Raw genomic sequence first — 18,361 nt, forward strand, 5'->3', positions numbered from 1 at the left:
ACGGAGTACGGGTGCACGCGTTGTCGCCAAACAGCCGCTTGCGCCAAGCTTTGCGACGCTCCATTCACTGAAATTCGAAAATCTGCCGGAAGACGCCCGGCGCGATCAGCGACAGCGGATTGATTGTCAGCTTCGGCTGGTCCGTCTGGCCGGAGAGCTTGAAGGTGATGCCGAGCAAACCCCGGTCGCGGCCATTGCCGAGGAAGATGCCGATGAAGGGCAGCTCGCCGAACAGCCGGTTCAGGCCATAGGCGGGCATGAAGGTGCCGGTCATGTCCATACGGCCGCTCTGGTCCTTCAGCAGCCCCTGGAAGGTTGCGCCGATCTGCTCGCCGCGCACGACGCCGTTTTCCACCGCCACCGAACCGTTGACGTAAACGACCCGGGCAAAACCGCGCTGGAATTTTTCCGAGCTGACATCGATATTGCGACGCACCGCATTGTTAAGGCTCCTGCCGTCCTCGCCCGTCGGCGTGGCGACGATGTCCTGCAGCTTGGCTTCGTTGACGACGGCAAAATTGCGCAGGTCGAGCGAACCGCTCCAGTCGCTGCCATTGGAGGTCGTCAGCGCAAGGTTGAGAAGGCCGCCGCGAATGCGGCTGTAGATATTGGCGAAACGGGCGAGCGACCCCGCGTCGCTGCTGGTCAGCGTCACGGTTCCGGTCGCCCCGCGATTGACGGTCTGCGCCACCACCGCCTGACCGTTGCCGGTGACGCCACGGAAATCGATGGAGCGGACCTTGCCGTCCCGCACGCTGACATCGGAACTGACATTGGCAAGTATTTCGTCGTTGAACCCGTAGACCTTGTCGAATTGCGTCTTGATGGCAAGGGATGGCTGCGAACGCGACGTCCCGTCGCCGCTGCCGGAAGAGCTGCGAAGCTTCGAGAGGAAAGGCCTGACATCGGCGGATTTCCCCGATGCGTTGATGATATAGCCGTTTTTCGAAGCGGCGACCGAAACGGCGTAATTATCGGAGGGCGAAAGCTGCACGCGGCTGAGATCGGCTGAAATCAGCCCGTTCTTGCTGAAGGCGATATCGCCGGCTGCGCCGAAGCCGTCGCCGTCGAGCGAAAAGTCGCTGATCGTCGTGCGCCCGTCTCCCATTTCCATGGTGAAGGTGGCGCTGGCGGGAATGCCGATACCCTTGCTCCAGCCGAGCCCGGGCAGAATGATCGACGCCTTGGTCAGATCGAGCCGGATATCCTGGCGTTTCGGGTCGGCGCCGTCGATTTCAATCGCCGTCGTGCCGCCGAGGACCGTGGAGAGTTCCGGAGCGAGCTTGGCAACCTGGGTTTCGTTCAGGCTTGCCTTCAGCGACAGCGTCGGCGCGATATCGCTGTTCTTGCGCACCGGCTCTGTCATCACGATGTCCATCGGCACGTCGTCCACGCGGCCCCTGCCCTCCAGTTTGAGCTGGCGGTCATCCAGCGTCATGAAACCGTCGAGTGCAGTCACCTTGTGCCCCGCAAAGGGCTTGGTCAGCGACAGGTTCTTCAGATCGAGATCGGCCGTCCACACCGGCGGAGGCGGGTTGTGGCTGGAAAGCAGGCCAACGGTCAGATTTGCATGGGCTTTGACATCGCCGGTGAAATCCTCCGGCTTGAACTGCGTATCCTTGAGCGCATTGATGGGTTTGAGCGCCGCAAGCTCGGCCACGGCATCGGCCGAGCCCGAAACGTTCAGCTCGAGATTTCCAAGCAGCGGCTTGTCGTAAACGGCAGAAATGAGAAAACGGCTGTTTTCCAACGCGAGCGACCGGTTCGACGGGAAATAGGATGTCCCCCGCTTGATATCGACGGCCATCTTGCCGCCGACGAGGTCGAAATGCGCGTCGACATCGCGCAACGGCGGAATGTCGCCGGTAGTATTGAGACGCGTATCGTCGATGTCGAAACGGATCTGCATTTCGCTTTCGCCGAGCACCAGCGGGCAGCCGGGGCCGCACATCCGTCCCTGCGGGATGAAGATCGCGATTGAACCATTGGTGACGGTGCCGCCGTAGAGATTGGACACCACCCAGTCGCGCGGCTTGTGCGCCATCCAGAACGGCCAGAGCTGCTTGACCGCCGTGGCCTCCATCTTCGGAATCTGCCCGCCGAAACTGATTTCCGGCGACCCCTGGCCGAACCGGATTTTCAGCGATCCCGCCATGTCTCCGAGCGGGCCTGTCACATAAAGCGAGGGGACGTCGAGCTGCTTCGTCGCCGCCGTAAAATGCCCGTCCGCCTTCAGGCTGAAAGGAACCGGGGCCTCGCCCGAAGCTTCGGACGAAGCAACGGCGTTGTCGATCCGCAGCGAAAGGCCGAAACCGTCTTCCGTATCGCTGATTTCACCGGCGACCGGAAGAATTGTGCGCCCCAGCTCCAGCCGCGAATTGTCGATGGCAAGGGTGCTTTTGGCAAAGTCATAACGCGCATGGACGTTGCCAGCCGTAAAGGTCTGGGACTCACCGCCGATCATCAGCGTTCCATTGCCGAGGCCGAGCGCAATCTCCAGCTGTGGCTCCTGCCCTTCCATGGCGCGCCGAGCGACAATGTTGATACCCGTCTTGACGTTCAGGCCTTCATGGAGATTTCCGTCGGGATCGTATTTCTCAAGAAACGGGCCGATATCGAAACCGTCGATGCGGGCTTCAAAACCGTCTATCCGGCCGCCCGATCCCGAAGTCTGCAGCGACACGCTGGCAATTTCACCGTTGAATAGCGTTTCTCCATCGAGCGAATATCCGCCCTGCTGATCGGGCGTCAGCGACAGTTCACGCACTTCGACGGTACGCGGCTTGCCCAACTCTCCGGGTGGCAGGTGAATCGAAACGCTGGAAATATCGATTTCCTCGGTTCCGCTGCTCAGAAAAGCCTGAGCGAGCTTGTCGAGCTGCCCGAAGGCCTCCTGCAATTGCTGCGGCACGGCGTCAAGCTTGACGCTGGCGAGATCGAACCCGTTACCCTTGGGCAAAAGCGCCGTATCGAGCTCCATCCCGTCGGCCTCGAGGCTTTCCACCGAGACACGGCCGGTCAGAAGCGCAAGCGGATCGAGCGCCATGCCGATTGCCCGCGCCCGGCTCATATGCTGGCCGGATTCCTTCTCGATGATATCCACGTCCTCCGCCACCAGCGCAAGGCGCAGCCCGGTGGAAAACCTGATCGCCGAAGAACCGATCCGCGCGCTGTAATGGGGGCCGAGCGCCCTTTCCAGCGCCTGCTGCGCCTGGCTGGAAAGCGTCGCGTCGATCGATCCTGTCTCGACGGAAAGAATGATGCCGCCAATGGACAGGAAGGCCAGCACGAAAAGCGCTGCGAAAATCTTGATGAAGGCGCGCACCATGGAGCGCGGCGCCGGGCAATGCACGATGATGGGATCTTCGGCCTGCGCCGAAGGAAGATCGTGCAGCGCAATGATATCGCGTCTGCCGAACTTGACCTTTTCACCCCTGACTTCAGCCATACGCCCGTGTTTGCCCTTGAATAGCTTTGTTTCGCCGCAACACCGAAGCGGGATGGCGAAAAGTGTAAGCGGTTTTCGTCCGGAATCCCGCTTTAATTCTTTAGCCCAGATAACGATTGAGATTTAAGATCGTTCGACCTGAAATCTAAATAGTGATCTGGACGACGCGCGGTTTCGCTATATATCGAATGTGGCGACTTTTCCTCAACATCCCGGCGAAAGAAAGGTAGATTATGACAGACTTGACGATTGGCGGCCCGGCTCCCGATTTTACTTTGCCCCGCAACGGTGAAGGGACGGTGACATTGTCCAAACTGCAAGGCAAGGCCGTCATCCTCTATTTCTACCCGAAGGACGATACTTCCGGCTGCACCGCAGAAGCCATCGACTTCAGCGCGCTGGGCGGCGAATTCGAGGCAGCCAACGCCGTCGTCATCGGCATTTCGCCCGACAGCGTTAAAAGCCACGACAAGTTTGCGGCAAAACATTCGCTTTCCGTCATGCTCGCTTCCGACGAGGAGAGGAAGGTTCTGGAAGCCTATGGCGTCTGGAAGGAAAAAAGCATGTATGGCAAAAAATACATGGGTGTCGAACGCACGACCATCCTCGTTGCTCCGGATGGAAAAATCGCGGAAATCTGGAACAAGGTGAAGGTCGCGGGCCACGCCCAGGCCGTTCTCGAGGCCGTAAAGAAGCTCTGAGGGACCAACCCGTCGTGACGCCCCCGTTCAAAATCATCTCGCTGCGAGGCGGCGCGACGGATGCCATCGTGAGCGCCGATCTCGACAGAAAGACCGCACTCGCGCAGGAAACGGCGACACGCTGGTTCGAGCGCCGTCTGTCGCTGCGCTCGCCTCTCGACCCGCCGCTGCCCGAACGTCCGGGCAGGCCGCAGAAGCCGGAACTCGTGCCGCCAACCGCCGTGGAACGCCGCTCCCTTCACAGCGTCAGGGGCCGCATTGCGCTGCTGCACGCCATAGCCCATATCGAACTTAACGCCGTCGATCTCGCGCTCGATATCGTCGCCCGTTATGCCAGCGAGCCGGTGCCGCATTCCTTTTTCGACGGCTGGATGCAGGTCGCCTTCGAGGAGGCGAAACATTTCCGGCTGGTGCGGGACAGGCTGAGAAGCCTCGGCGCCGACTATGGCGATCTGCCGGCCCATGACGGGCTCTGGCAGGCCGCGCATTCCACCCGCAACGATCTCACTGCACGGCTCGCCGTCGTCCCGCTCATCCTGGAAGCGCGCGGACTGGACGTCACCCCTTCCCTGCAGGCGAAGATGCGTGAGACTGGCGATCTCGAAAGCGCCGCCGTTCTTGATGTCATCTATAATGACGAAAAGGGCCATGTCGCCATCGGCGCGAAATGGTTCCGGTTCCTCTGCGCGCGTGAAAAGAAGGACCCGGCCGCGACCTTCAGGCAGCTGGTGCGCGCCAATTTCCGCGGCCCTTTGAAACCGCCCTTCAACGACATCGCCCGCGCCGAGGCCGGCCTGACGCCTTCCTTTTACCGCTCGCTCACATCCGTCAGCCAATAGCCGACACCGCCAAAAGGCCTCTCCGGCAAAACTTCGTTAACCTTAACGAATTATGATTTCCCCTAAGAAATCGGCCAGTCCGGAGAGAGATTGTGACTGATACGGCGGAAAACCGGGTATTCGGCAAAAAGCGTGAGCCCCACGTGCTCATCCTCGCGCGCGGCGACAGGGTGCGGCACATGACCATCCGTCCGTGGATGGCGGCGCTTGCCGGCTGCACGATCGGCCTTTTCTCGCTCGGTTATCTCGGAGCCACAGGCTACCTTATTTTGCGTGACGACCTGATCGGCGCGACCATGGCCCGCCAGACCCGCATGCAGAACGACTATGAAGACCGCATCGCAGCGCTGAGAGCCCAGGTGGACCGTGTCACCTCCCGCCAATTGCTCGATCAGCAGGTCGTTGAAAAGAAAGTGGAAAAGCTGCTGGAACAGCAGGCGGCGCTGACCTCGCGGCACGGCCGCATGAGCGAATTGCTGGAACGCGCCGAAAATTCCGGCATCGCCTCCTCCCCGGCCGCGCCCTCGTCTCTTTCGAACGCCATGGCGCCGGAAAAACGCGCTGACCTCTCCGGCGGCCTTTCGGCCATTGAAAAGCTGATGGCGCCACGCAAGCCGCAGGCGGAAAAGCCCGCCACATCGGACAGACGCGCCGCCTATGTGCCCGAAGCCGGCGAAACGCCATCCGATCGGGCCGACCGGGTGTTTTCCAAGGTGACACTGTCGCTTAAGGATATCGAACGCCAGCAGATATCGCGCATCGCCAGACTGACTAGCGACGCCGAGGACAAGGCGAATGCGATGCAGGACATCATCCGGCAGGCGGGCCTGAAAATCGAAGAGAACGGCAATGACGACATAGGCGGCCCCTATGCCGACCCCGAGCGCGGTGACACCGATCCTTTCAACCTGTCGCTCACCAATCTCGACAATGCGCTGAACCGGCTCGACATCGTCAAGGAAACCGCGACCACCCTGCCCTTCGGCAACCCGGCCCCCGGCCGGGCGATCACCAGCCGATTCGGCAACCGGATGGATCCGTTTCTCGGCCGCCCGGCCCTGCATACCGGCATCGATTTTCGCGCCGAAACCGGGGCTGACGTCAAATCCACAGGCGCGGGCAAGGTGACGGTGGCGGAAAATTCCGGCGGCTACGGCAATATGGTCGAGATCGATCACGGCCAGGGCGTCTCGACGCGATTCGGCCATCTCTCCGCCATTCTGGTGAAAGCCGGCGACAGGGTCGAGGCCGGCGACGTCATCGGCCGCGCCGGCAGCACCGGTCGCTCCACCGGTCCGCATGTGCATTATGAGGTGCGCCGCAACGATACGCCGGTCGATCCGATGCGGTTCCTGATCGCCGGAACGGAACTCAAAACCTATTTAAAATAGCAGCCCGATTTTAATGCTTTTTTTGCGCTTTTTACGATAAATCGCTGAAATCTGCACCAAAGGCCAAGAAGCCCCGCCCGAACCCCGCTGTTTCGCGCGCTTTTCCCGTTGTTTCCTTGACTTTCCGGCAATTTGGGCATATCCCCGCGCCAAGTCTTTGCAAGTGCCGTCGCGGCACGCAGGTGTTCTTACCGAACCAGAACGGAAAAAGTTCTTCCTTTGACAACATTCTCTGATCTTGGCCTGAGCCAAAAAGTTCTTTCCGCTATTGCAGATGCCGGCTACACGACGCCGACACCCATTCAGGCTGGCGCCATTCCGCCGGCGCTGGAAAAGCGTGATATCTGCGGTATCGCACAGACCGGCACGGGCAAAACCGCGTCCTTCGTTCTGCCGATGCTCACCCTGCTCGAAAAGGGCCGCGCACGCGCCAGAATGCCGCGCACGCTGATCCTCGAGCCGACCCGCGAGCTGGCAGCGCAGGTGGCGGAGAACTTCGAGAAATACGGCAAGAATCACAAGCTGAACGTCGCCCTGCTCATTGGCGGCGTTTCCTTCGAAGACCAGGACCGCAAGCTTGAGCGCGGCGCCGATGTGCTGATCTGCACCCCCGGCCGCCTTCTCGACCATTGCGAGCGCGGCAAGCTTTTGATGACCGGCGTGGAAATCCTCGTCATCGACGAAGCCGACCGTATGCTGGATATGGGCTTCATTCCCGATATCGAGCGCATCGCCAAGATGATCCCGTTCACGCGGCAGACGCTGTTCTTCTCGGCCACCATGCCGCCGGAAATCCAGAAGCTGGCCGACCGGTTCCTGCAGAACCCCGTCCGCGTCGAAGTAGCCAAGCCCTCCTCCACGGCAAAGACCGTTGCCCAGCGCATCGTCGCCGCGCACAACAAGGACTATGAAAAGCGCGCCGTGCTGCGCGATCTCGTCCGCGCCGAAGAAGCCGAACTGAAGAACGCCATCATCTTCTGCAACCGCAAGAAGGATGTGGCCGACCTGTTCCGCTCGCTCGACCGTCACGGTTTTTCCGTCGGCGCGCTGCATGGCGACATGGACCAGCGTTCGCGCACCACGATGCTGCAGAACTTCAAGGACGGCAATCTGAAGCTGCTCGTCGCCTCCGACGTTGCCGCACGCGGCCTGGACATCCCCGATGTCAGCCACGTCTTCAACTTCGACATTCCCATTCATTCGGAAGACTATGTCCACCGCATCGGCCGTACCGGTCGTGCCGGCCGCTCGGGCAAGGCCTTCACCATCGTCACCAAAAGCGACACCAAATATCTCGACGCGATCGAAAAGCTGATCGGCGAAAAGATCGAGTGGCAGAACGGTGACCTCTCCACCCTTCCCGCGCCGATGGAAAGCTTTGAAAGCAATTCCGGCCGCCGGGGCAAGGAACGGGGCGGCAGGGGCCGCGACCGCAACCGTCGCGACGCAGCGCCGGTCGAAAACATCAATCAGGGTGCACAATCCGCTGCGGATACGGACATCGCGGCTCATGGAGACGACAAGGTGAAAGCAGAACGCAAGCAGGAAAAGACCCCGCGCAATTCCGACCGCAACAGCCGCAATCCGCTGCACGCCAATGACGACAACCGCGACCGCCGCCGCCATTATCGCGACCATGACGATGGCCCGACACCGGTTGGTTTCGGCGACGACATCCCCGCCTTCATGCTGATCGTGGCCAACGCCAAGGCCTGACCGCGGGAATGGACAGCATGACGCCGACCGCCAGGCCAGGTCTCGATTTTCCGGGTGTCGGCGTCGGCCTCGCCATCATGCGTGACGGCCGCGTGCTTTTATGCCGGCGCCTGAAGGCGCCGGAAGCCGGATACTGGAGCATTCCGGGTGGCAAGGTCGATCACCTTGAAACCTCCCTCGCCGCAGCACGCCGTGAGGCCGAAGAGGAAACCGGGCTCAAGATCGGCACCGTGGAATTTCTCTGCCATAGCGAATTCATCGATACGGAAGATCGCCACCACTGGGTTTCGCTGATCTTCGTCACCCGCGATGCGCAGGGTGAGCCGGCACTGACCGAACCCGACAAGCTTTCCGCCATCGGCTGGTTCGATCCGGATAAGCTTCCCGAACCCATCTCCGCCTTTGCCAGGGACGCCCTGGCCGCCCTGAAATAAAGCCGCACAGGCAACCGGTCGAACTCGCTTGCGGGCGATAATGGCCGTCAACGGGGCATTTTCAGGCAGTCATATTGATCTGTACGTCGGAGCCGGCTTCGCCCCCTCCGCGCGATATCTTTTCTATAAGTTCGAAAATGAAAGAACGTCTTTGCGCAGGACTTTTCTAATTCAATTTTAAATTGCTTAAATTAGCTCCATGTAAAAAACCGCCCCAGTTTCCCGAAGCGGTTTATACGTAATGAAAAAAATAGAATATGAAAAGCAATATAGTCTGGCAGTGCTTATAATCGGAACACTTTCCGAGGCCTGTTACAGCCAATTTCAGTCGTCCCCTGAAACAGTTATATCTAAGCTAATCATTTACTTTCCGTCAAGCAAATCTTCTCGCAAATGCGAAAAAAACATGGCGGAAAAGAGGTGAACGATGTGAAGGTTTATATATTTACCTTATATATCAATAAATTACAAATATGAAAATAAAATGTGCATCTTTTTGTGCTGCACTTTAAAAAGCAGAATCGCAGACCGGCTTTCTCTAAACTGTGCTTATACGCGCCACATGTAATGGATTTATGAAGTAACGCCCGCCGCGACAATGATGTGAAATACTTCTCCACCCATCCGGCGCAGGAGCGAATTGCTCGTCGGCAAAAATAATCCTTCATTAAAAACATGGTGCGCAATTATATCGAACAGCAACAACTACAAGCTGCGACAACGACCCGCCCTCTCGAATCGGACAACTTCAGAGCAAATCCGCCGTCCCGCGGATGGCGATATGCGAATATGATGGAACATCGGCGATTTTTCCTTTGGAAAACCGGTTGTTGCCGATAAACATCAAGCCGGGACAACAGGATTTCTATCGCGTCATGCTTTCACTTCGCCTGCTAACGATCATCGCCGGTTTTGCCCTTGCGGGCTCAGCAAGCGCGGCATCGATTGGCATCGTTGCGCCCCAGAGCGGTCCTTACGAACTTCTGGGGCAGCAGGTACGGCAGGGTGCGAAGGCGGCGGCGGCAAAGCTCGGGCTGGATGTCGTCGAAATCCATGAAAGCTGCGAAGATGGCAGCGGCGGTGCCATTGCCGATGGCCTCGTGGCCGCCAAGGTCAGCGCCGCAATCGGTTTCTTGTGCACCGAAACGCTTCAGGATGTTCTGCCGCCGCTGAAAGCGGCCGCCATTCCCGCCATCACGCTTTCCAGCCGCGCGCCGATCCTGATGGAAGACGCCCTGAAATACGGCTGGCCGCTCTTTCGCCTCGCCCCGTCCGACAGGGCCGAATCGGACAGGATCGCGGAGATCATCCTGCGCGACTGGAAGGGACACTCCATCGGACTTGTGGATGACGGCACGATCTACAGCCGCGAACTGGTCGACCGCATCCGCTCGTCGCTCGAGGAAAACGGCCTGAAGCCCACCCTTGCCGATACGATGCGTCCCAACCAGGAACAGCAGGTGGCGCTGGTGCGCCGGCTGGCGCGCACCGGCATTTCTCATGTCTTCGTCGGCGCGGAGCGCAACGACGTCGCCATCATCGCCAGAGATGCCGGGTCGGAGAACATTCCCCTCACCGTCATGGGCGGGGACGCCATGAATGCGGCCAACAATCCGGTCCCTTTGGCCGCGAATGTGCTGGCGGTCACCCGCCCGGCCTATGATACCCTGCCATCGGCCCAGGCGGTTGCCGGCGAACTGCGCGGCGCCGGTATCGAGCCGGAAGGTTACGTCCTGCCGGCCTATGCGGCAGCGGAACTCACCGCCGCCCTTGCGGAAGCCACGCAGGCACAGTCGAAACCCGCGCCGGAGATACTGGCGGGCGGCACCCTTTTCAAAACCGTGCTCGGCGACCTCGGCTTCAGCCCGTCGCATGACCTTTTGGACAATCCCTATCGCCTGCAGCGATGGAACGGCCAGCGCTTCGAACCGGCGGACAAGGCCGAAAGACAATAGGCGAAACCCGCGCCGCCGAAAATTCGAGGAAACGCAGCTGAAAACCGCCGGCAACCGCGCGGGCAGCCGTTTCAAACCCCGATACTTGGTGTTAAAGGCAGCTTACGCAACGCGTCGAGAGGAGTTTGCCCCATGTCCCTGCCCATCCGCATAGCCCCGTCCATTCTGGCTGCCGATTTCGCCAAGCTCGGACAGGAAGTCGCCGATGTCACGGAAGCGGGCGCGGACTGGATTCATCTCGATGTGATGGATGGCCATTTCGTCCCCAACATCTCCTTCGGGCCGGATGTCATCAAGGCGCTGCGGCCGCACAGCATGGCCTTCTTCGACTGCCATCTGATGATCGCACCCGTCGACCCGTACCTCGAAGCCTTCGCCAAGGCGGGCTGTGACAGCATCACCGTGCATGCCGAAGCCGGGCCGCACCTGCACCGCTCGCTGCAGACGATCCGCGGGCTCGGCAGGAAAGCCGGCGTGACGCTCAACCCCGCAACACCGCTTTCGGTCATCGAAAACGTGCTTGACGATGTCGATCTCGTCCTGATCATGAGCGTCAACCCCGGTTTCGGCGGGCAGAAGTTCATTCCGGCCATGCTGGACAAGATCCGCGCGGCAAAGGCCATGATTGGCGACCGGCCGATAGAACTCGAAGTGGATGGCGGCGTGACGGCGGAAACCGCAGGCGCGATCGTTGCCGCCGGTGCGAATGCGCTGGTGGCCGGCTCGGCCATCTTCAAGGGCGACGGCGTTGCCGACTACCGCAAGACGGTCGCGCAACTGCGCCACGCAGCGGAAGCCGCGCGGACATAACGCCGCCGCCGAAGGGGGTACGGCAAGGCGTTGGGGGGATCGGCATGGAAAGCGACAGGCGGGGTTTCCGTGACACGGCTTCGGCGGCGCTGTTTCCGCTGCTCGGCGCGCTTGTCTGGGCCGTCTGTTCCAGCGCCGCCGCCGCTATCGGCCTCTATGTCAGGAACCGGCTGGAAACCGACCATGCCGCCGACATCATCATGCTTTTCTTTGCGGGCGGTCTTTTCGGCTGGCTGCTGGCCATGGCGGCGCTGCACTTCCTCCCTGCTTCCACGGCCCTGCCGCTGCGTTTTGCGGCGGCCTGTCTTGCCATCGCTTTTTTTACGCTGGCAGTTGCAGCGACATTGTTCGCTTTCGAGTACCGTATTTTCTATGCGCAATGGCACGCGCCGGCATTCTCCCGCATCTGGTTTTTCCAGCAGCTCTTCACATCGCTCGGCGCGATTTACCAGTTCTGCATTCTCGGCCTTGGCTTATATTTTCCCTTTGCCATCGTTCCGCTCCTGCCTGCGGGCGCAATCCTCTGCCGACGTGCGCAATGAGCAACAGAGGCATGTAGCTTGATAGATTGAGATTACCGGAACACTTTGCTAAACGGGCAGCAAAATTCCTCCACAAAGAAAGTCATTGCCATGATCCCTCGTTACTCCCGGCCGGAAATGGTCGCCATCTGGTCGCCGGAAACAAAGTTCCGCATCTGGTTCGAGATCGAGGCATATGCCTGTGACGCACTTGCCGAACTCGGCGTTATCCCGAAGTCCGCTGCCCAGACCATCTGGGAAAAGGGCGGCAGCGCCACCTTCGACGTCGCCCGCATCGATGAAATCGAAGCCGTCACCAAGCACGACGTTATCGCCTTCCTCACCCATCTTGCCGAATTTGTCGGTCCCGACAGCCGTTTCGTGCATCAGGGCATGACCTCGTCGGACGTGCTCGATACCACGCTCAACATCCAGCTCGTGCGCGCCGCCGATCTGCTGCTCGCCGATATGGACCGGGTGCTCACCGCGCTGAAGACCCGCGCCTTCGAACACAAGAATACGGTGCGCATCGGCCGCAGCCACGGCATCCACGCTGAGCCGACCACCATGGGCCTGACCTTCGCCCGCTTCTATGCCGAGATGCACCGCAACCGCGAACGCCTCGTCAATGCCCGTGCGGAAATCGCCACGGGCGCAATCTCCGGCGCCGTCGGCACCTTCGCCAATATCGACCCGCGCGTCGAAGAACATGTCTGTGCCAAGCTCGGTCTCATCCCCGAGCCGGTCTCCACGCAGGTCATCCCGCGTGACCGCCACGCCATGTTCTTCGCAACCCTCGGCGTCATCGCCTCGTCGATCGAAAACGTCGCCATCGAAATCCGCCACATGCAGCGCACCGAGGTTCTGGAAGCCGAAGAGTTCTTCTCGCCGGGCCAGAAGGGCTCGTCCGCCATGCCGCACAAGCGCAACCCGGTTCTGACCGAAAACCTGACCGGCCTTGCCCGTCTGGTGCGCATGTCGGTCGTTCCGGCCATGGAAAACGTGGCTCTGTGGCACGAGCGCGATATCAGCCACTCCTCCGTCGAGCGCGCCATCGGCCCCGACACCACTGTCACTCTCGATTTCGCGCTGAACCGTCTGGCCGGCGTCATCGAGAAGCTGGTGATCTATCCGGACAACATGCTGAAGAACATGAACAAGTTCCGCGGCCTCGTGCATTCGCAGCGCGTTCTGCTGGCGCTGACGCAGGCCGGCGTATCGCGTGAAGACGCTTACCGTCTGGTACAGCGCAACGCCATGAAGGTCTGGGAACAGGGCGCCGATTTCCTTGAGGAACTGCTGGGCGACGAGGAAGTGCGCGCCGCCCTTCCCGAAGAGGTGATCCGCGAAAAGTTCGACCTCGGTTACCATACCAAGCATGTCGACACGATCTTCACCCGCGTCTTCGGCAACGCCTGAGACTTGAGCTGAGTTTGAGACCTTGAAGTTAATGCCGCCGCGACCTTGATCGCGGCGGCATCGCAACACAGATATGGGCGCATGAAAGTTTCAGAAGCAGATATCCTGATCGTCCCCGGTTATACCAATTCCGGCCCCGACCACTGGCAGAGCCGCTGGGAGCGCAAGCTTTCCACCGCACGCCGCGTCGAGCAGGCCGAATGGTCCAAACCCGTGAAGGAAGACTGGGTCGCCCGGCTGGTGGAAGAGGTCAATGCCTCCACCAGGCCTATCGTCCTCGTCGCCCATTCGCTCGGTGTGCCGACCGTCATCCATGCCCTGCCGGAAATCGGCAAGAAGGTGTCCGGCGCGCTGCTCGTCGCGCCGCCCGATGTCGCCAATCCCGATATCCGGCCGAAGCACCTGATGACCTTCGGGCCTTACCCGCGCGATCCGCTGCCGTTCCCGGCGATCACCATCGCCAGCCGCAACGATCCTTTCGGCTCCTATGAACATGCCGATGACATCGCCGCCGCCTGGGGTTCGCTTTTGATCGACGCCGGCATGTCCGGCCATATCAACACCGAGTCCGGCCACGGTCCGTGGCCGGAAGGCGGTATGGTCTTCGCGCAGTTTTTGAGCCGCCTGAAGGCTGTCGAGCCCTGACGGCACCAGCCCGGCGGACCGCCTCCCCTTCGATCAGCCCCGGAAGCTTAATTTCCGGGCGCAGCGGTTTCGCCGGCCTGTCACAAGAATTGAAGGGAAATATGCGAGCCGCATTGTAGAATGCACTCTTTTCCTTTATGGGACCGCTTCAAAGACCAAACGCAACGCCACCAGAATCGGCGTCAACCAAGAGACCTGCAATTATGAACCGTCGCCGCCGTATTTACGAAGGCAAGGCCAAGATCCTCTACGAGGGTCCGGAGCCAGGCACGCTTATCCAGTTCTTCAAGGACGATGCGACCGCCTTCAACAAGAAGAAGCATGAAGTCATTGACGGCAAGGGCGTGCTGAACAACCGTATCTGCGAATACGTCTTCACGCATCTGAACAAGATCGGCATTCCCACGCACTTCATCCGCCGCCTCAACATGCGCGAGCAGTTGATCAAGGAAGTGGAGATGATCCCGCTCGAAGTCGTCGTGCGCAATGTCGCTGCCGGCTCGTTGTCGAAGCGCCTCGGCATCGAGGAAGGCGTGGTTCTGCCGCGCTCCATCATCGAGTTCTATTACAAGTCGGACGAGCTCGAAGACCCGATGGTCTCCGAAGAGCACATCACGGCTTTCGGCTGGGCCAACCCCGCCGAGCTCGATGACATCATGGCGCTCGCCATCCGCGTCAACGACTTCCTCTCCGGCCTGTTCCTCGGCGTCGGCATCCAGCTCGTCGATTTCAAGATCGAATGCGGCCGCCTTTTCGAAGGCGACATGATGCGCATCATCCTCGCCGACGAGATTTCGCCCGATAGCTGCCGCCTGTGGGACATCGAAACCCAGAAAAAGATGGACAAGGACCTGTTCCGCCGCGACATGGGCGGGCTTCTCGAAGCTTATTCCGAAGTCGCGCGCCGTCTCGGCATCATCAATGAAAACGAACCGATCCGCGGCACCGGCCCTGTCCTCGTGAAGTAATATCGGCCTCGTGAAATAATATCGACACCGCAAGGGTAAAATCAGGAGAAGATCAGGTGATCAAGGCACGGGTGACTGTTACGCTGAAGAACGGCGTTCTCGATCCGCAGGGCAAGGCAATCGAAGGCGCGCTCGGCAGCCTCGGTTTCGGTGGCGTCGGCCATGTCCGTCAGGGCAAGGTCTTCGACCTGGAGCTGGAAGGCGCCGACAAGGCCAAGGCCGAGACCGACCTGAAGGCAATGTGCGAAAAGCTTCTGGCCAATACGGTCATCGAAAACTACGCCATCGCCATCCTCTGAAGCCCCAGGAGCCGCTCCGATGAAATCCGCTGTCGTCCAACTTCCCGGCCTCAACCGCGACCGCGACATGATCGCGGCGCTGACGAAAATCTCCGGAAGCGCGCCCGTCACCATCTGGCAGACGGAAACGGATATTCCCGACGTCGACCTGATCGTCATCCCGGGCGGCTTCTCCTATGGTGACTATCTGCGTTGCGGCGCCATCGCCGCACGTATGCCGGTCATGCAGGCCATTCGCGAAAAGGCCGAAAAGGGCGTCAAGGTTCTCGGCGTCTGTAACGGTTTCCAGATTCTGGTCGAGGCGGGCATGCTGCCGGGTGCTTTGATGCGCAACGCCTCGCTGAAATTCGTCTGCCGTGAAGTGAAGCTCGAAGTCGCCAACAACGACACTGAATTCACCCGTGCTTATGACAAGGGCCAGATTCTGCGCTGCCCCGTCGCCCACCACGACGGCAACTATTTCCTCGATACGGATGAGCTGAAGTCCGTGGAAGACAATGGTCAGGTGGTGTTTCGTTATGCCGACGGCACCAACCCCAACGGTTCGCTGAACGACATCGCCGGCGTCATCAACGCCAGGGGCAATGTCCTCGGCATGATGCCGCATCCGGAAAACCTGATCGAAGCCGCCCATGGCGGCAATGACGGTCGCGGCCTCTTCGCTTCGGCGCTCGGCGTCGTCGCAGCCTGATAGACCGGGCGGGCTTTGAGCCCGCCTTTTTTGATGCCGGCTTTCGGCACCGTTTCGGCTTCTCTTCTGGATGACCTGATGTCCCGTCTTCTTCGACACAATGCCTACAAGGCCGCCGCATTGATCCTCGCGGCGACGGCGCTTGCCGCCTGCCAGCCGAAACCGCAGCCTTCTTCCTCCGTCTCCCGCGCGGCCCTGCCGACCATGGAACGGATTGCGCTTGGCGCGAATGCCTGCTGGTTCAAATCGGGCGACGCGGCGTTCAAGGCCTATCGTCTCGCGCCGGAACTCAACTCCTTCTCCGGCCGTCCGCGCATCCTGCTTGTGCCGCGCAACAGCCCGGAATCGCGGCCCATGCTGGTGGTTCAGGCCGAAGGCAACCCGGCGAAACTCGACGCTTTCGGCCCCGTGATGAACGAAGCCCTTTCCGGCCGCATCGCAACCGACGTCAAGCGCTGGGCGAATGGCGGCAAGGGCTGCTGATCGACAGACACTGGCCCCCGTGAGAACGCGGCGGCCATAAAAAAACCCGCCAGCGCCGGTTGGGATTGGCGTGGCGGGTTGCCGAATGGCTGCTTGGCGCCGGGGAAAGAAGGCGCCGCTCTCCGACAAAAAATCAAAGCGGCCGCGGCGGCCAGGAAAAGAGCCGGGATTTTGCCGCCTCCTTCAAGGCTTCATCCCGCGTAACGCCGATATCATCCAGCAGATCGTCCGAAAGTTCCCGCAGGGCAAAACGTCCCTGACGTTTCCGCTGCCATGAGGACACGCCCGCAATCAGGCGACCAATAAGCGTGTGGGCGATCCTGGCCGGAAAGGGCGCCGGTGCGACCATGTCGCCGGCATCGCGGAACACGCGTTCCCGTTCGTAGCCGTCAGGATAGAGTGTATCCGCTGTCGAAAGGTATTGATCCATCTTGCGCATATTGCACCTATTGTCTCCGTGCGTTTGGCCTCACTCAATGCAGACAATAAATACAATTGACTTAGGGATAGATACAATGCATAAATTGTCACCATGACAAATTGGCTTCCCGACATTACCGAGGGCGATGGCCCGATTTACCTGCGCCTCGCCGACAGTATCGAAGGCGCGATTTCCGACGGCATCCTGCAGGCCGGCTCGAAACTGCCGCCGCAGCGCAATCTTGCCTACGATCTCGGTGTGACAATCGGCACAATCAGCCGGGCCTATGCGCTGATCCATGAGCGCGGCCTCGTCAGCGGCGAGGTCGGCCGCGGCACCTATGTCAATGAGCGCAAGACCCCTGCCCCGTCATTGCCCATGGAGCCGGCAGCGGCCGCCTTCGGCAGCACGCGCCACGCCGTCGACACCAGCGCCGAATTCCGGTTGAACACCACCGCCGCGCCAGATGTCGGCCAGAGCGTGCTGATCGCCAGGCACATCGAGGCAGTGACCAGAGAGCATCCCCACGACATTACCAATTATGCCCGCTCGTTTCCCGATAACTGGTGCATGGCCGGCGTTCGCTGGCTTTCCCAGAACGGCTGGTCGCCGAAGCCGGAAAACATCGTTTCGACGCTTGGCGCCCATGCGGCGGTGATGAGCGTGATGTCCGCGATGACCGCGCCGGGCGACCGCATCGTCTTCGAACCCGTCACCTATTCCCACATCAGCCGCAGCGCCGCCCTTGCCGGCCGGCGGGTGACGCTGGTGGAGGTGGATGAGAACGGTATTGTCCCGGATGATTTCGAACGCGTCTGCGCCCAGCAGCATCCCAAGATGATCTTCCTGATGTCGGCCGGCCAGAACCCGACCTGCGCCACCCTGCCGGAAGAGCGCCGCCGCGCGATTGCCGATATCGCGCGCCGCTACGGCGTGTGGATCGTCGAGGACAATCTTTATGGCGCGATGACGCGCGATGCGATCCCGCTGATCGCCGAATTTGCGCCCGACATTACCTTCGTCGTCGGCGGCCTGTCGAAATCCGTCGCCGCCGGCGTACGCGGCGGCTGGGTCGCCTGTCCCGCGCAATATTCCTCGCGCATCCGTATTTCCCACTCGATGATGACGGGCGGCCTGCCCTTCATGCTGGCCGAACTGAATGCGCGCCTCGTCAATAGCGGCGACGCCCACGATATCCGCAAGGATTGCATCGCCGAACTGAACGGGCGCGAGGCGATTGCCCGGCGCGTCTTTGCCGGGCTGGACTTCAATTCGCTGCCCGATATCGCCTTCCTGTGGCTGAGACTGCCCGAACCATGGCTTTCCGGCACCTTCCGCAACGCAGCGATGAAGGAAGGCGTGCTGATCGATGACGAGGACGAGTTCAAGGCCGGACGGACGGACAAGGTTTTCCACCGCGTCCGCATCAGCTTTTCCGGGCCTTCCACCCGCGAGGAGCTGACCCATGCCTTCGGCATCCTCCGCCACCTGCTGGATAACGGCTCCGCCGGCTATGAAAGCGTGGCGTGATACGGGTCGCAACGGGTGAATAACCGCATAAACCGGCAATTAGCCGGCAAAGCGGCGCATTTTCCTGTCGCACCACGGAGCCTCTTGCGC

The 18,361-nt window shown here is 60.6% G+C and carries 17 protein-coding genes; 15 read left to right on the forward strand and 2 right to left on the reverse strand.

Translation table 11 applies throughout. From position 1 onward, the window contains the following. Nucleotides 1-64 precede the first annotated feature (64 nt). The gene (locus O3W47_RS11105; protein ID WP_269313786.1) at nt 65-3,448 is read right to left on the reverse strand and encodes a YhdP family protein; all 3,384 of its coding nucleotides are present in this window, start codon (nt 3,446-3,448) and stop codon (nt 65-67) included. 233 nt (nt 3,449-3,681) lie between these two features. On the opposite strand from O3W47_RS11105, the gene O3W47_RS11110 reads away from it, so the two are divergent. The 14 genes from O3W47_RS11110 (at nt 3,682) to O3W47_RS11175 (ending at nt 16,320) form a co-directional block, all read left to right on the forward strand. Beyond that, nucleotides 3,682-4,149 carry a peroxiredoxin gene (locus O3W47_RS11110; RefSeq protein WP_065655195.1) on the forward strand — a complete coding sequence of 156 codons (468 nt, stop codon included), beginning with the start codon at nt 3,682-3,684 and terminating at the stop codon, nt 4,147-4,149. Nucleotides 4,150-4,163: 14 nt separating this feature from the next. Then, nucleotides 4,164-4,988, forward strand: coding sequence for a ferritin-like domain-containing protein (locus O3W47_RS11115; RefSeq protein WP_174036136.1), 825 nt, complete (start codon nt 4,164-4,166; stop codon nt 4,986-4,988). Between the two features lie 92 nt (nt 4,989-5,080). Further along, nucleotides 5,081-6,379 carry a M23 family metallopeptidase gene (locus O3W47_RS11120; protein ID WP_269313787.1) on the forward strand — a complete coding sequence of 433 codons (1,299 nt, stop codon included), beginning with the start codon at nt 5,081-5,083 and terminating at the stop codon, nt 6,377-6,379. Nucleotides 6,380-6,598: 219 nt separating this feature from the next. Further along, on the forward strand, nt 6,599-8,095 hold the full coding sequence (locus O3W47_RS11125; protein ID WP_269313788.1) for a DEAD/DEAH box helicase: 1,497 nt from the start codon (nt 6,599-6,601) through the stop codon (nt 8,093-8,095). 8 nt (nt 8,096-8,103) lie between these two features. Then, nucleotides 8,104-8,529: an NUDIX domain-containing protein gene (locus tag O3W47_RS11130; RefSeq protein WP_020810923.1), complete on the forward strand. Its 426-nt coding sequence runs from the start codon at nt 8,104-8,106 to the stop codon at nt 8,527-8,529. Between the two features lie 773 nt (nt 8,530-9,302). Then, the gene (locus O3W47_RS11135) at nt 9,303-10,484 is read left to right on the forward strand and encodes an ABC transporter substrate-binding protein (RefSeq protein WP_174022459.1); all 1,182 of its coding nucleotides are present in this window, start codon (nt 9,303-9,305) and stop codon (nt 10,482-10,484) included. Between the two features lie 132 nt (nt 10,485-10,616). Then, on the forward strand, nt 10,617-11,294 hold the full coding sequence (gene rpe, locus O3W47_RS11140) for a ribulose-phosphate 3-epimerase (protein WP_003520447.1): 678 nt from the start codon (nt 10,617-10,619) through the stop codon (nt 11,292-11,294). A 44-nt stretch (nt 11,295-11,338) separates the two neighbouring features. Further along, nucleotides 11,339-11,836: a hypothetical protein gene (locus O3W47_RS11145; RefSeq protein WP_174022460.1), complete on the forward strand. Its 498-nt coding sequence runs from the start codon at nt 11,339-11,341 to the stop codon at nt 11,834-11,836. Between the two features lie 90 nt (nt 11,837-11,926). Then, on the forward strand, nt 11,927-13,234 hold the full coding sequence (gene purB / locus O3W47_RS11150; protein WP_003520443.1) for an adenylosuccinate lyase: 1,308 nt from the start codon (nt 11,927-11,929) through the stop codon (nt 13,232-13,234). A gap of 81 nt (nt 13,235-13,315) precedes the next feature. Further along, entirely contained in the window at nt 13,316-13,879 is a 564-nt protein-coding gene (locus O3W47_RS11155; RefSeq protein ID WP_080816746.1) for an alpha/beta hydrolase, read from the forward strand. Nucleotides 13,880-14,082: 203 nt separating this feature from the next. Next, nucleotides 14,083-14,847 (forward strand): phosphoribosylaminoimidazolesuccinocarboxamide synthase, encoded by a 765-nt coding sequence (gene purC, locus O3W47_RS11160; protein WP_003520440.1) that lies wholly within the window; start codon nt 14,083-14,085, stop codon nt 14,845-14,847. A 56-nt stretch (nt 14,848-14,903) separates the two neighbouring features. After that, the gene (gene purS, locus O3W47_RS11165; RefSeq protein ID WP_003507918.1) at nt 14,904-15,146 is read left to right on the forward strand and encodes a phosphoribosylformylglycinamidine synthase subunit PurS; all 243 of its coding nucleotides are present in this window, start codon (nt 14,904-14,906) and stop codon (nt 15,144-15,146) included. Nucleotides 15,147-15,165: 19 nt separating this feature from the next. After that, nucleotides 15,166-15,837: a phosphoribosylformylglycinamidine synthase subunit PurQ gene (purQ, locus tag O3W47_RS11170; RefSeq protein ID WP_269313789.1), complete on the forward strand. Its 672-nt coding sequence runs from the start codon at nt 15,166-15,168 to the stop codon at nt 15,835-15,837. Nucleotides 15,838-15,915: 78 nt separating this feature from the next. Next, nucleotides 15,916-16,320, forward strand: a complete 405-nt coding sequence (locus O3W47_RS11175) for a hypothetical protein (RefSeq protein ID WP_080818688.1) — start codon at nt 15,916-15,918, stop codon at nt 16,318-16,320. A gap of 133 nt (nt 16,321-16,453) precedes the next feature. Here O3W47_RS11175 and O3W47_RS11180 read toward each other — a convergent pair whose 3' ends face one another. Next, nucleotides 16,454-16,759 (reverse strand): DUF1127 domain-containing protein, encoded by a 306-nt coding sequence (locus O3W47_RS11180; RefSeq protein ID WP_080816742.1) that lies wholly within the window; start codon nt 16,757-16,759, stop codon nt 16,454-16,456. Nucleotides 16,760-16,852: 93 nt separating this feature from the next. On the opposite strand from O3W47_RS11180, the gene O3W47_RS11185 reads away from it, so the two are divergent. Then, nucleotides 16,853-18,271: an aminotransferase-like domain-containing protein gene (locus O3W47_RS11185; protein ID WP_269313790.1), complete on the forward strand. Its 1,419-nt coding sequence runs from the start codon at nt 16,853-16,855 to the stop codon at nt 18,269-18,271. Nucleotides 18,272-18,361 lie beyond the last annotated feature (90 nt).

Source organism: Agrobacterium sp. LMR679 (genome assembly GCF_027157905.1).
Taxonomy (GTDB): domain Bacteria; phylum Pseudomonadota; class Alphaproteobacteria; order Rhizobiales; family Rhizobiaceae; genus Agrobacterium; species Agrobacterium leguminum.